Below are 13,915 nucleotides of genomic sequence, written 5' to 3' on the forward strand. Positions count from 1 at the left end.
GTAGGAGAATTCGCCAAGGAGTAATGGCACTTTGCTTGTCTACGATTTTGGCATGCCACCCATAGCGTTTGATGCTAAGCGCTGATGGGCAGGTCCAGTTCGAACGGTGCTTCCAGCGGCGCCAGGCCAAACGCGGCACGGGCTGCATCGCAATCGGCGTTGTGCACGCCCTCATACCAGGAGGACTCGAATTCGCGGCACACGCTGGAGCGCTGATCGTAAATCGTGCAGCGGGTGCCTTGGCCTACGTCTCCTTCAAGGCTGCAGCAGCGCGCCGGTTTCTGGTCGGTGCCGATCATCGCCACGCGGGTGGGGTTGATCTGTACCACCAGGTCATCGGGCACCGTGCCCCCCGACGAGGCGCACTCTCCCCAGAAGAAAGACACACGAAAGTGTGAACAGCAGGCACCGCAATTCAGACACGGACTGGCTTCGGACATGGGCGTCATCGATAAGAAAAGTAGGAGTGGGGTGTTACGGAAGGCTCGCCATTCTATCCGGGCCATGGTCGTTGGGAAGGGGGGCAGGCACTTATATTTTTGTAGGCGAAGTCCCGTGCTGCCGGGCGAAATCATGCCCTATCAGCTTTACGAATCATTACAGACAACCGGGTGCCGTCTGACTATGTTGCAGGTACCGGGCAGGATGCATCGGGCATCGCAGCTCTCATAACAATAAAAGAGACGGACCCATGCAGAACTCGACCCAAGCGGCGAATGCCTGGCGCATTCTGTTCCTGCTGTTCCTGGCCAACCTGTTCAACTTCTTCGATCGCACGATTCCGGCGATCATCATTGAGCCAATCCGCATGGAATGGCACCTGAGCGACTTCCAGCTCGGCATCATCGGTACCGCGTTCACCATCGTCTACGCCATTGCCGGCTTGCCCCTCGGGCGCCTGGCCGACACCGGTTCACGCAGCAAACTGATGGGCTGGGGCCTGTTCGCCTGGAGCGGGCTGACGGCGGTCAATGGCATGGTCGGCAGTTTCTGGACGTTTTTGCTGGTGCGCATGGGCATTGGCATTGGCGAAGCCAGTTATGCGCCGGCGGCCAACTCGCTGATTGGCGACCTGTTCCCGGCGCACCGTCGCGCGCGGGCGATGGGCATTTTCATGCTGGGCCTGCCGTTGGGGCTGTTGCTGGCGTTCTTCACCATCGGCTGGATGGTCAAGGCGTTCGACAGTTGGCGCGCGCCGTTCTTTATCGCGGCGGTACCGGGGATGATCCTGGCGGTGTTCATGTTCTATATCAAGGAGCCCAAGCGCGGCGCCGCCGAAACCGTGCAAGTCTCCCAGGAACGCGTCGACCGCCCGATCCGCCGCGTTCTGGCGGTGCCGACCTTCCTGTGGCTGGTGCTGGCCGGGTTGTGCTTCAACTTTGCGACCTATGCCTGCAACTCGTTCCTGGTGCCGATGCTGCAGCGTTATTTCCTGATGCCGTTGCAGGAAGCCGCCGTTGCCACGGGTGTGATCGTCGGTCTGACCGGCCTGGTGGGCCTGACGCTAGGCGGCTGGGTCGCTGACAAGATCCACCAGCGTGTTGCCAATGGTCGCCTGTTGTTCGCCGCGTTCAGCCTGATTATCTCCACCGTGACCACCGCTTGGGCGTTGCACGCCGGGCGCATCGAGATTGGCGTGTTCGTGGCGCTGTTCAGCGTGGGTTGGTTGTTTGCCTATAACTTCTACACCTGCGTGTACACGGCGATTCAGGACGTGGTCGAGCCGCGCCTGCGGGCCACGGCCATGGCGCTGTTTTTTGCCGGGCTGTATTTGCTGGGCGGTGGGATGGGGCCGATCGTGGTGGGCGGGCTTTCCGATCATTTCGCGCACTCGGCGATGTATGCGGCGGGGGCGGAACAGATGACCGAAGCTTATAAAGCGGTGGGGTTGCATGACGCCATGTACCTGATCCCGGTGGCGCTGTTCTTGACCATGCTGTTTCTGTTCCAAGCGTCGCGCAGCTTTGTGCGCGATGCCAAGAAGATGAAGGAGGGGTTGAGCGGGGTAGAGGTGCCGGCTGCGGGGGCAACAGCTTGAAACCGAGGTGACGCCATCGCCGGCAAGCCGGCTCCTACAAGAGATTGTGTATACCTGTAGGAGCCGGCTTGCCGGCGATGGGGCCTTTGATGACGGCGATTAGCCCGCGACCAACACCCGAATCGCTTCCAGTCGCAGCGCCGCCTTATCCAGCATGGCCAAGCCTTGCTCACGTTGGGTGCGCAGGGCGACCAGCTCACTGTCACGCACGGTCGGGTTGACCGCTTGCAACGCGGTCAGGCGCGCCAGTTCTTCGTCGGTGTCCGCCGCCAGGCGACGCTTGGCCTCGGCCACGCGCTCGGCATGTTGTGGGGTGATCTTCTCTTCACCGGCGTTGATCCGTGGCGTCAACTGGTCGCGTTGGGCCTGGATGAACTTGTTGGCGCTGGCCCTCGGCACGCTTTCCAACTGGTCGTTGAGGGTCACGAATGACACGCGGCTCGACAGGTCGTTGCCATTGGCATCCAGCAAGCAGCGCAGGGCGGCCGGCGGCAGGTAGCGGCCCAGTTGCAGCGAGCGCGGGGCGACCACTTCGCTGACGTAGAGCAGTTCCAGCAACACGGTGCCAGGCTTCAGCGCCTTGTTCTTGATCAGCGCCACGGCGGTGTTGCCCATGGAACCGGACAGCACCAGGTCCATGCCGCCCTGCACCATCGGGTGTTCCCAGGTGATGAACTGCATGTCTTCGCGCGACAGCGCCTGGTTGCGGTCGTAGGTGATGGTCACACCTTCGTCGTCACCCAGGGGGAAGCTGGCGTCGAGCATCTTTTCGCTGGGCTTGAGGATCAGCGCGTTTTCCGAATGGTCTTCGCTGTCGATGCCAAAGGCGTCGAACAGGGTTTCCATGTAGATCGGCAGGGCGAACTGGTCGTCTTGCTCCAGGATGTCCTCGACCAGCGCATCACCTTCGCCGGCGCCGCCGGAGTTGAGTTCCAGCAGGCGGTCGCGACCAGTGTGCAGCTCTTCTTCAAGACGCTCGCGCTCGGCACGGGCCTCGTCGATCAGGGCTTGCCACTCGCCGTCGTCGGCGTTCTCCAGCAGCGGCAGCAGGCGTGGGCCGAACTGATGCTGCAGGGCGTTGCCGGTCGGGCAGGTGTTGAGGAAGGCGTTGAGCGCTTCGTGGTACCACTGGAACAGACGCTCTTGCGGGCTGGTTTCCAGGTACGGCACGTGCAGTTCGATCACGTGTTTCTGGCCGATCCGGTCCAGACGGCCGATGCGCTGTTCCAGCAAATCGGGGTGGGACGGCAGATCGAACAGCACCAAGTGGTGGGAGAACTGGAAGTTGCGGCCTTCACTGCCGATTTCCGAGCAGATCAGCACTTGGGCGCCGAATTCTTCATCGGCAAAGTAGGCAGCGGCGCGGTCACGTTCGAGGATGTTCATGCCTTCGTGGAACACCGTGGCCGGAATACCGGAGCGCACGCGCAAGGCGTCTTCCAGGTCCATCGCGGTTTCGGCGTGGGCGCAGATCACCAGGACCTTGGTGCGCTTGAGCATTTTGAGCTGGTCGATCAGCCACTCGACGCGCGGATCGAAGCGCCACCAGCGGTTTTCTTCTTCGATGTCCGGTTGCGACTGGAAGCTGACTTCCGGGTACAACTCGGCGTGTTCGCCCAGCGGCAACTCGAGGTATTCGTCCGGGTTTGGCAGCGGGTAGGCGTGCAGCTTGCGCTCCGGGAAACCTTGCACGGCGGCGCGCGTGTTGCGGAACAGCACGCGGCCAGTGCCGTGACGGTCGAGCAGCTCACGCACCAGGCGTGCGCTGGCTTCGGTGTCGCCATCGTTGACGGCGGTCAGCAGGGCTTCACCTTCGTTACCGAGGAAACCCTGAATGGTCTTGTGCGCGGCCGGGGAGAGACGCCCCTTGTCGAGCAGCTCCTGCACGGCTTCGGCGACCGGGCGATAGTTCTCGCTCTCGGCGCGGAAGGCTTGCAGGTCGTGGAAACGGTTTGGGTCGAGCAGGCGCAGGCGTGCGAAGTGACTGTCCTGGCCCAATTGCTCGGGGGTGGCGGTCAGCAGCAATACGCCAGGAATCACTTCAGCCAGTTGCTCGACCAGTGCGTATTCCGGGCTGGCCTTTTCTTCGTGCCAGACCAGGTGGTGGGCTTCGTCGACCACCAGCAAGTCCCAGCCGGCAGCGAACAGTGCGTCCTGGGCCTTTTCGTCGTCCACCAGCCATTCCAGGGCGACCAGCGCAAGCTGGGTGTCTTCGAACGGGTTGGTGGCATCACTTTCGATGAAGCGCTCTTCGTCGAACAGCGCCACCTGCAGGTTGAAGCGGCGGCGCATTTCCACCAGCCATTGGTGCTGCAGGTTTTCCGGCACCAGGATCAGCACGCGGTTGGCGCGGCCCGACAGCAGTTGGCGATGGATCACCAGACCGGCTTCGATGGTTTTACCCAGGCCCACTTCGTCGGCCAGCAAGACCCGTGGCGCGATACGGTCAGCGACTTCACGGGCAATGTGTAACTGGTGAGCAATAGGTTGCGCACGCACGCCGCCCAGGCCCCACAGCGAGGACTGCAATTGGCGGCTGGTGTGTTCCAGGGTGTGGTAGCGCAGCGAGAACCAGGCCAGCGGGTCGATCTGCCCGGCGAACAGGCGGTCGCTGGCCAGGCGGAACTGGATGAAATTGGACAGTTGGGTTTCCGGCAGGGTGACCTGCTCGTTCTGCCCATTGAGGCCGTGGTACACCAGCAGGCCGTCGACGTCGTCGACTTCCTGTACGGTCATTTTCCAGCCTTCGAAGTGGGTGATGCTGTCACCCGGCGAAAACCTCACGCGAGTGAGGGGCGCATTCCGTAGCGCATACTGGCGGGTGTCGCCAGTGGCCGGATAGAGCACGGTCAACAAGCGCCCGTCCTGTGCCAGAACGGTGCCTAACCCCAGCTCTGCTTCGCTGTCACTAATCCAGCGTTGCCCCGGTTGATACTGCTGCGCCATGCTGCCTGACTCCCGCCGTGAAAAAGCCGACTATCTTAACGGAACAAGCCCCCACGCCCAAGGACTCTGACAAAAACTACTCCGTTTGCGCTGGAAGCCGGAAGCCGAATCGACGGGTGGCGGGCACTTGGGAGTGTCGACTGGGTCACAGGTTGGCAACCCTGTGCTCAAGTCGCCCTGTCACCCGCCGACAGCCTGTTGATCAGGAGAATAATCACTATGCTGCCACCCATGCTGCCCGTCAGCGTTGTGCCGGTGACGTCACAACTCGATCCGGTGCGACAGAAGCCGGATATCCCGCCCGTGGTGCCAGTTCAGCCGGGCTCCAACGAGAGCACCATCGACCTGAAAAAAGGCGACGCCGAGACGTCGGCCTTTTTGCTGCGCGAAGAACAGCGCCGCCAGCAGGAGCAACAGAAACGCCGGCGTGAAGCCGATGAAGACCCGGAGCAGCACCTGGCCATTCCGGGCGACATACTCAACGCCGACAACACCGTGCCGGTGGTGCCGCTGATCGAAGATGCCCCGCGCCAGGGCTTGTGGGTGGACGTCGAGGTTTAGTCGCGCAACGCGCGCAGGGCGGCGATCAGCAACTCGATATCCTGTTCGGTATTGAGTGGGCTGACCGAGATCCGCGCCACGCTTTCCAGGCCCCGTGCCTGCATATCCAATGGCGTGTAGGCCACGCCGTTGGCGCCGATATTGATGCGTTTCAGGCCCAGGCGCCGCTTCAGTTCGAATGCATCCCAGCCTGCCAGGTTGAAGGCGATCAAGCCTGATTGCCGCGTGCCCAGGTCATGCAGGGTAATGCCCGCCATCCCACGCAATTCGTCGCGGATTCGCCCGGCGGTTTGCGACACCCTTTCCCAGACGCGCTCGATGCCCAGACGATTCATCTCCTGTAGCGCATTGCCTAGGCCTGCGAGCAAGGCGAAGGAGGTCTCGCTGGTTTCGAAGCGCCGGGCGTCATTGCGCAGATCGAAACCCTGGGCGGTCCATGGCGCTGAAAACACGTCGCGCTGGGCCGGGTTCAAGCGCTCAAGAAAGTCCGGTCGCACATACAACAGCGCGGTGCCGCGTGGGCCACGCAGGTGTTTGCGGCCGGCCGACTTGAGCACGTCGCACTGCAACGCTTGCACATCCACGGGCACCTGGCCGACAGCTTGGCCGGCGTCGATGAAGTAGGGGATGGCATGCCGCCTCGCCACTTCACCGATGGCCTGGGCGGGGTTGATCAGGCCGCCATTGGCCGGTAGCCAGGTGAGGTCGATCAGCTTGACGTGTGCATCGATCATCGATTCCAGCGCCAGCGGGCAGACGGCGCCGGTTTCGTCGCAGGGGATAATTTCTACCCGTGCACCGGCGTGCACTGCCAGCTCCATGCTGGCCAGGTTGCCGCCCCATTCGTGGCGGCCCACCAGAATGCGATCGCCCGGTTGCCAAGGCGCCAAGGCCTGGAACGCCAGGCTCCAGGCCGTCGAGCCGCTGCTGGCAAAGGCAATCGAGGCAGCGGGGGCATTGAGCAGTTGCGCGGCGGCACGGCGGGCTTTTTCCACCAGCACCGCGCCATGTTCGCCGGCTTCCATCGGGCCGTCGCGAGCTTCGCGTTGCAGTTGCTCGATGATTGCGTCGAGGGTCGCCTGGCTGGGCAGGGATGCGCCGGCAGAGTTGAAGTGTACGATGCCGGATTGGCAGCCCGGCGTGTCGTCCCGCAGTTGCTGGACTTCGAGCGGGCTCACGGGCGTAACTCGAAAATGGCATCCACCTCCACGGCCACGCCGGCCGGCAGGCTGGAGACGCCCACGGCGGTGCGCACATGTCGGCCTTGTTCGCCAAGGGCGTTGACCAGCAGGTTGGAGGCGCCATTGGCGACCACGCTTTGTTGCTTGAAATCGGCGCTGCTGGCGATGAATACACCCAGGCGCACGGTGCGCACCAGGCGCGACAGGTCATCACTCAAGGCATTGCTCAATTGCCCCAGCAGGCCCAAAGCCGCCAATTGCGCCGCCTGTGCGCCTTCCTCATCGCTGAGGGATTCGCCCAGGCGACCGATGTAGGCGGGTTTACCGTCGACCAGGGGAATTTGTCCCGAAACGAAGAGGTGGTTTTGGCTGATGACGTGGTTGATGTAGTTGGCAATGGGCTGGGTGGGGGTAGGCAGCGTGAGGCCAAGGGCTTGAACGCGCTGGCGGATGGAGTCGCTCATGGTGAATCCTCTTGGGTCGGGAGGTTTCAGCATGTTGTTTGCACCGAGGGGCGGCAAACGGATAGATCTCACGCGACGTATCAAAAAAACTCACGCGTCGGCGCAAGCTTCCTTCAACCACTGGCTGAAGCACATGGCGGCTTCGTTGGCGGGGCCTGGGGGCGCGATGAGCCAGTAGCCGATGTCGCTGTGATAGGGCGGCCAGTCGAACGCTTCCACCAGGCTGCCGTCCTGTAATCGGCGCTCGATCAGGCGATGGCGGCCCATGGCGATGCCTTGTCCGGCCACGGCGGCTTCGACCACGATGTTGTAGTCGTGCAGCATTACGCGGGGATGCTGGGCAAGGTCGACCTGGTAGTGCGCGGACCAGTCGGTCCATTCAAAGGGGCGGTGCGAAGTGGCCATCAGCAACGGGCTGTCCTGGCGTGCCTTGAGCGACGGGCTGCACACCGGGGAGATGATCTCGGGCATGAGTCGCGTGGCCTGGACATCGGGCCAATCACCCTTGCCGTAGCGGATGGCCAGGTCGACCTCGGCGCCCGTGACATTCGCCAACTGGATCGCCGGCAACAACTCCACCTGGATATGCGGGTAGCGGTTTAGAAACCCAGCCAGGCGCGGTGCCAGCCACAGCGTGGCAAAGGACGCCAGTAAACCGATGCGTAATACGGTGGCGCTGGGGGCAACCCGCTGGGCGCGAGTGGCAGCGGCGATGGCATCGAGGGCGGGGCGGATTTCGTCGTAGTACTGTTGGCCGTCGACGGTCAGATCGATCGCGCGGGTGCGTCGGATAAACAGAGGTTTGCCCAGGTGTTGCTCAAGTTTCTGCACCTGATGACTCAGGGCGCTTTGGGTTACTGACAACTCATTCGCCGCTTTGATAAAACTCAAATGCCGCGCCACGGCTTCGAAGGCACGCAGTGCCAGCAATGGCGGAAGGTCCTTATGCAGTGCCACTTGAGAGCGTCTCCGGGTTCGGGAAAGGCCTCGATTTTGTGCGATGCCCTGCCTTTTGTCGCCCGCTGATTTGCCGTTGAGCGGGGGAGGCCGCATTATTGAGCCATTCCCTTCCACGACGTAAGCCAAGCCATGAGTGAAGACGACAAGCTGATCGACCTGAATGCCGAACGCGCCAAGCGTGTGCATGACCTCAATGACAAGCGCCTGAATGAAGTGCGCCAGGCATTTGAACACGCGATGCCACTCGGCAAAGTGAAGAAAAAGCCGAAGAACAAACCGAAAAAGCGTTGAAACAACCTGCATCCCTTGATGCAGGTCAGTTATTGCCCTTCTTTACGCCCCGTCGCGGGCGACATTGATCCCCGTCAATTTTCCAATTCGCCTTCTCCATTAACTTAGCCCTATCGCAACAGGGCAAGCACAGGAGGCCGGTCATGTTTATCGATAATGTGGTGTTTGCCGGAGTGCTGACTGTAAGCCTCATGGTGCTGTTTTTTGTAGGGTTTGGAATTTTTATCTGGAAAGACGCGAATAAGCGTAAAAAACCATAGGTTTTTCCAGGTTGCATGAGCACGCAAGGCATTTTGGGCGACTTCGGTCGCCCTTTTTTTTGCCTGTTATTTGAGTCGGCTTCTACAGAAATACGAACATAAAAAAAGGTGCGATCCACGCGGATCGCACCTTTTTTATTGCGGCTGGGGTATCAACTGCCCAGCGCCTTCGACGCCAACCAGAACAACCCGGCCGACAAGCCTACCGTCGCCGGCAGGGTCAGCACCCAGGCCATCAGGATGGTTTTCACGGTGCCGCCTTGAAGGCCGCTTTTGTTCGCGACCATGGTGCCGGCCACGCCGGAAGACAGCACGTGGGTGGTCGACACCGGCAGCGCGAAGATGTTGGCAAAGCCAATCATGGTCGCGGTGGTGATCTGTGCCGACATGCCCTGGGCATAGGTCATGCCTTGCTTGCCGATCTTCTCGCCGATGGTCAATACCACGCGCTTCCAGCCCACCATGGTGCCCAGGCCCAAGGCCAGTGCAACGGCGAGAATCACCCAGAACGGGGCGTACTCCGTGGTGGCGGTCAGGTCTTTGCGCAGCTTGTCGAGGTCGGACTTCTCACGCGCATCCAGGCCTGGCAACTTGCCGACCTTTTTCGCGGTGTCATCCAGGCAGAGCAAATAGCGACGCACTTCAATACGCTGGTCAGAAGTCAGCGAATGATAGTCGGACACGCCTTTCAAGGTGTCGACCAGCGCGTTGATGGTCGGCTCGGTCTGCTGTGGGTTGCACTGGAACTTGCCTGGCAGATCGTTCTTCACGCTCTTACCCAGGGCCAGGAACTCACCGAGCGTGGCGTTGTTACGCTGGTAGAACTGGCTCAAATGCACGGTTGCATCGCGGGTACGTTCGATCTGGTAAGTGGTACTGCCCAGGTCGAGCACGAACTGCGCCGGCACGATACCGATCAGCACGAGCATGATCAGGCCGATGCCTTTCTGGCCGTCGTTGGAACCGTGCACGAAACTCACGGCCATGGCGGAAATCACCAGCACCAGGCGGTTCCAGAACGGCGGGTGTTTCTTGTCGTCGAGCTTGCGGCGCTGGTCCGGGGTCTTGTGCATCTTCGACAGTGGGCGCCACCACTTCAGGCCGATCAGCACCAGGGCTGCGACCAGGAAGCCGGCCATCGGCGAGAACACCAGGGAAGCGCCGATATCCACCGCTTTCTGCCAGTTCACACCGTCAGCCAGGGGGATGTCGTTGATCAAGGCATTGGCCAGGCCGACACCGAGGATCGAGCCGATCAGGGTGTGGGAACTGGAAGCCGGGATACCGAAGTACCAGGTGCCCAGGTTCCAGGTGATCGCCGCTGCCAATAAAGAGAAGACCATCGCCAAGCCATGGCCGGTGTTCACATTGATCAGCAACTCCACCGGCAGCAAGTGCACGATGGCGTAGGCGACACCGACACCACCGAGCAACACGCCGAGGAAGTTGAACACCCCGGAGAAGAACACGGCCAGGTGCGGCGGCATGGCTTTGGTATAGATGACTGTGGCCACCGCGTTAGCGGTGTCATGAAAGCCATTGATGAACTCGAAGGCGAGGACAAAGGCCAGGGCGAGCAACAGGCTCACGAGAACCCAAGCATCCAGTCCGCTGAATAAATCGATCATGAAGGTTTTCTGACCCGGTCGTAAGGGGGCGCGATTATGCCAGAAAACCTCAGTAATCGATGCACTAGCTGCTCATCGGTAACAATCTTCACCGAAAAAAATACCGGGAAAGGCGTGCATCCCAGGGTTTTCGGGGCTTTGGCAAGTCTTTGATTTATAAAGCAGAGGGGCCGCAGAGCGGGGTTTTGTCACAAAAACGTCACGCCTGAAACATTTGTATGAAATTTTACTGGTGGTGGTGGGATTCAAGGTTGCCGGCTGCTAGCTATGTGCCAGCAGCCGAGGCAAAAACCTTGGGGTTCAAACCGGATCGCTTATGGCTCTTCGGTTTTCAGCTCTTGTTCAATCTTTTGGATTTCCTGGGCAAATGCCTGGTCGAGCAGGCTGGCTCGCTTGCGCCATGGTTTGCGTTCAGGTTCTGGCTGGGCGGCGTAGGTGGTCACTTCCCCGCCGTAAACGTCCTTGTAACGTTGCTCCTGGCGCTCAAGTTCCGCGCGCAGTTCATCTTTCGTCACATCGTTACCTAATTGAGTTGAGTGTTAATACGTTGCAGCGTTATGCCGGAATGCGCCCTCGGCGTGTTCCAAGTTGAAGCGCAGAAACGTTCAAGTTTGGAATAGGTACGAGCGGCCACTTGTTAGTGGTGCATTCGAGGCAGGTAGTTGCGATCGGCAATGCACGGTAGGTGCATCACCTGACGAGTTCCTGTCCCGCTGATCGAGCCGGGCGGACCCGCGCATAGAATGCATTATAGCCGTGCCTCTGAATAACACTATCAGCATAAAGTTAAAAACCGTCAACTTTGTGTGAGCGTTTTGTTACACAGGCGTGTCGGTAATTGCACAAATTTCTGGCGTCATTAACTCAGTCCAACTTCAGGCGTTATTAAGCGTCACCTATTTTTACTCAGCGCTTCAGGTCGACTCGGCCTAGGTCGCTCGCAAATTGCGATAATCGAATGATCGTCCGATAATCGCACGATGTTCTCGGCGCTGCCTTGTGCATCCCGGCTGACGCGGCTTGTAATAGCAGCCGAACCTCCCCTGCGGTCGACAATAAGAGAAAGGATCCCTGACATGAACGATCAATTGCGCAACTCTTTCGCGTCAGTGGCGCCGCCGATCGTTGCCTCTCCGGCCAAGCGTATCCAGGCGTTTACCGGTGATCCGGACTTCATGACGTCCCTGGCCCGTGGCCTGGCCGTGGTACAGGCGTTCCAGGAACGCAAGCGCCACCTCACCATCGCCCAGATCAGCCACCGCACGGAAATCCCCCGCGCCGCCGTGCGCCGTTGCCTGCACACCTTGATCAAGCTCGGCTACGCCACCACCGACGGGCGCACCTATTCGCTGCTGCCCAAAGTGCTGACCCTGGGCCATGCCTATTTGTCGTCCACACCGTTGGCCGTGTCGGCCCAGCCCTATCTGGACCGCATGAGCGAGCAGCTCCATGAAGCCTGCAACATGGCCACCCTCGAAGGTGACGACATCCTCTACATCGCCCGTTCGGCCACCACCCAACGCCTGATTTCCGTGGACCTGTCGGTGGGCGGGCGCTTGCCGGCCTATTGCACCTCCATGGGCCGCATCCTGCTTGCCGCACTGGATGACGCCTCGCTGCAGGACTACCTCGACCACGCCGACCTGCAGACCAAGACCAGCCGCACCCTGACCACCCCCGCAGCGCTGTTCGAATGCCTGCAACAAGTGCGTCAGCAGGGCTGGTGCATTGTCGACCAAGAGTTGGAGCAGGGCCTGCGTTCCATCGCGGTGCCGGTGTATGACGCCTCGGGCCAAGTGCTGGCCGCGCTGAACGTCAGCACCCACGCCGGACGCGTCAGCCGCAGTGAACTGGAGCAGCGCTTCCTGCCGAGCATGCTCAGCGCCAGCCGTGAGTTGAGCGCGCAACTGTTCGCCTAAGCTGTTCGGTCACCGCACAGATCCCGGTTTGCTCAATTGACGGTGTTTCCTCCGACTTATTACTGTGCGGCAGCGCTGTTGAAGCGCCCCAATAATAACGACGACCCCAGGTCGTCAGCCCGCCATCGGTGTGGAAATAAAAACAATGAATCAGCCTTCTGTCGGTTCCACGTTGGACGTCCAGTCCTTCATCAACGCCCAGCCACTGTCCCGTTATCAGTGGCGCGTGGTGATCCTGTGTTTCCTGATTGTTTTCCTCGACGGCCTCGACACTGCCGCCATGGGCTTTATCGCACCGGCGCTGTCCCAGGACTGGGGCATCGACCGCGCCAGCCTCGGCCCGGTGATGAGCGCCGCGTTGATCGGCATGGTCTTCGGCGCCCTGGGTTCCGGCCCGTTGGCTGACCGCTTCGGCCGTAAAGTGGTGCTGGTGGGCGCGGTGCTGGTGTTTGGCGCGTTCAGCTTAGCGTCCGCCTACAGCAGCAACGTCGATCAATTGCTGGTGCTGCGTTTTCTCACCGGGTTGGGCCTGGGCGCCGGCATGCCGAACGCCACGACGCTGCTGTCCGAGTACACCCCGGAACGCCACAAGTCATTGCTGGTGACCAGCATGTTCTGCGGCTTCAACCTGGGCATGGCCGGTGGTGGGTTTATCTCGGCCAAGTTGATCCCGGCGTTCGGCTGGCATGCCTTATTGCTGATCGGCGGCATCCTGCCCTTGATCCTGGTAGTGGTGCTGATGCTGTGGCTGCCGGAGTCGGCACGCTACCTGGTGGTGCGTAACCGGGGCACCGACAAAGTGCGCAAAACCCTCTCGCCCATCGAACCCAGCATCGTCGCCCAAGCCACCCATTTCAGCGTGCCCGAGCAAAAAACCGTCAAGGCGCGCAACGTGTTTGCGGTGATCTTCTCCGGCACCTACAGCGCCGGCACGTTGCTGCTCTGGCTCACCTACTTCATGGGCCTGGTGATCGTCTACCTGCTCACCAGTTGGTTGCCGACCCTGATGCGCGACAGCGGCGCCAGCCTGGAACAGGCCGCGTTTATCGGTGCGTTGTTCCAGTTTGGCGGTGTGTTGAGCGCAGTGGGCGTAGGCTGGGCGATGGACCGGTTCAATCCCCACAAGGTCATCGGTATTTTCTACCTGCTGGCCGGGGTGTTTGCCTACGCGGTAGGGCAGAGCCTGGGCAATATCACGCTGCTGGCAACCCTGGTGCTGGTGGCCGGGATGTGCGTCAACGGTGCGCAGTCGGCAATGCCTTCACTGGCTGCACGTTTCTATCCGACCCAAGGTCGCGCGACCGGCGTGTCGTGGATGCTCGGCATCGGTCGCTTCGGCGCGATCCTCGGTGCCTGGATGGGCGCGACCTTGCTGGGCCTGGGCTGGAACTTCGAACAAGTGCTCACCGCCCTGGTGATTCCGGCTGCATTGGCCACGGCTGCCGTGGTGATCAAGGGCATGGTCAGCCATGCCGACGCTACCTGACAAGCCCTTGTGGGAGCCGGCAAGCCGGCGCCTACAGGGCGTCGTACCCCAGATAAATAGCAAGACAACAATCCGTTCGATAATCGAACACTGAGTCGATTATCGGATTGTTTGGCCCATTTCCCCGGCTTAATCTTCAAGCACTTCGGCGCCACCTCAGCGCCTTTTTCGATCCATACCG

General features: G+C 60.9%; 13 protein-coding genes. 6 read left to right on the plus strand and 7 right to left on the minus strand.

Annotated features, from left to right (window positions below; translation table 11 throughout):
* Positions 1-74: 74 nt before the first annotated feature.
* The gene (locus tag CI807_RS13645; RefSeq protein ID WP_095015008.1) at positions 75-440 is read right to left on the minus strand and encodes a YkgJ family cysteine cluster protein; all 366 of its coding nucleotides are present in this window, start codon (positions 438-440) and stop codon (positions 75-77) included.
* Positions 441-691: 251 nt separating this feature from the next.
* Here CI807_RS13645 and CI807_RS13655 point away from each other — a divergent pair, with 251 nt between their 5' ends.
* On the plus strand, positions 692-2,038 hold the full coding sequence (locus tag CI807_RS13655; RefSeq protein ID WP_095015010.1) for an MFS transporter: 1,347 nt from the start codon (positions 692-694) through the stop codon (positions 2,036-2,038).
* Between the two features lie 99 nt (positions 2,039-2,137).
* Here CI807_RS13655 and rapA read toward each other — a convergent pair whose 3' ends face one another.
* On the minus strand, positions 2,138-4,984 hold the full coding sequence (rapA, locus tag CI807_RS13660; RefSeq protein ID WP_095015011.1) for an RNA polymerase-associated protein RapA: 2,847 nt from the start codon (positions 4,982-4,984) through the stop codon (positions 2,138-2,140).
* A gap of 219 nt (positions 4,985-5,203) precedes the next feature.
* Between rapA and CI807_RS13665 the strand changes: the two genes are divergently transcribed.
* Entirely contained in the window at positions 5,204-5,545 is a 342-nt protein-coding gene (locus CI807_RS13665; RefSeq protein ID WP_033902733.1) for a hypothetical protein, read from the plus strand.
* Here CI807_RS13665 and CI807_RS13670 read toward each other — a convergent pair.
* From CI807_RS13670 to CI807_RS13680, 3 genes are all read right to left on the minus strand, one after another.
* On the minus strand, positions 5,542-6,723 hold the full coding sequence (locus CI807_RS13670) for an aminotransferase class V-fold PLP-dependent enzyme (RefSeq protein ID WP_095015012.1): 1,182 nt from the start codon (positions 6,721-6,723) through the stop codon (positions 5,542-5,544). The genes CI807_RS13665 and CI807_RS13670 overlap by 4 nt on opposite strands.
* Entirely contained in the window at positions 6,720-7,190 is a 471-nt protein-coding gene (locus CI807_RS13675) for a RidA family protein (RefSeq protein WP_095015013.1), read from the minus strand. The genes CI807_RS13670 and CI807_RS13675 overlap by 4 nt, the downstream gene beginning before the upstream one ends.
* A 90-nt stretch (positions 7,191-7,280) precedes the next feature.
* Complete coding sequence (locus tag CI807_RS13680; protein ID WP_095015014.1) at positions 7,281-8,147, minus strand: LysR substrate-binding domain-containing protein; 867 nt, start codon at positions 8,145-8,147, stop codon at positions 7,281-7,283.
* Between the two features lie 132 nt (positions 8,148-8,279).
* On the opposite strand from CI807_RS13680, the gene CI807_RS31420 reads away from it, so the two are divergent.
* Positions 8,280-8,441 (plus strand): hypothetical protein, encoded by a 162-nt coding sequence (locus tag CI807_RS31420; RefSeq protein WP_095015015.1) that lies wholly within the window; start codon positions 8,280-8,282, stop codon positions 8,439-8,441.
* Positions 8,442-8,584: 143 nt separating this feature from the next.
* A complete protein-coding gene (gene ccoM / locus CI807_RS32015; protein WP_003172387.1) occupies positions 8,585-8,701 on the plus strand; it encodes a cytochrome c oxidase subunit CcoM in 117 nt (38 codons plus the stop codon).
* A gap of 152 nt (positions 8,702-8,853) precedes the next feature.
* On the opposite strand, the gene CI807_RS13690 is transcribed toward ccoM, so the two are convergent.
* Complete coding sequence (locus CI807_RS13690; protein WP_016975081.1) at positions 8,854-10,329, minus strand: inorganic phosphate transporter; 1,476 nt, start codon at positions 10,327-10,329, stop codon at positions 8,854-8,856.
* Between the two features lie 314 nt (positions 10,330-10,643).
* Positions 10,644-10,844: a hypothetical protein gene (locus CI807_RS13695; protein WP_003189295.1), complete on the minus strand. Its 201-nt coding sequence runs from the start codon at positions 10,842-10,844 to the stop codon at positions 10,644-10,646.
* A gap of 561 nt (positions 10,845-11,405) precedes the next feature.
* Here CI807_RS13695 and pcaR point away from each other — a divergent pair.
* Both pcaR and CI807_RS13705 read left to right on the plus strand, forming a co-directional pair.
* Positions 11,406-12,248 carry a pca regulon transcriptional regulator PcaR gene (gene pcaR, locus CI807_RS13700; protein WP_028619267.1) on the plus strand — a complete coding sequence of 281 codons (843 nt, stop codon included), beginning with the start codon at positions 11,406-11,408 and terminating at the stop codon, positions 12,246-12,248.
* Between the two features lie 145 nt (positions 12,249-12,393).
* The gene (locus CI807_RS13705; protein WP_095015016.1) at positions 12,394-13,734 is read left to right on the plus strand and encodes an MFS transporter; all 1,341 of its coding nucleotides are present in this window, start codon (positions 12,394-12,396) and stop codon (positions 13,732-13,734) included.
* The last annotated feature ends 181 nt before the right edge of the window (positions 13,735-13,915 follow it).

It is taken from the genome of Pseudomonas sp. NS1(2017), assembly GCF_002269425.1.
In the GTDB taxonomy this organism is placed as follows: domain Bacteria; phylum Pseudomonadota; class Gammaproteobacteria; order Pseudomonadales; family Pseudomonadaceae; genus Aquipseudomonas; species Aquipseudomonas reactans.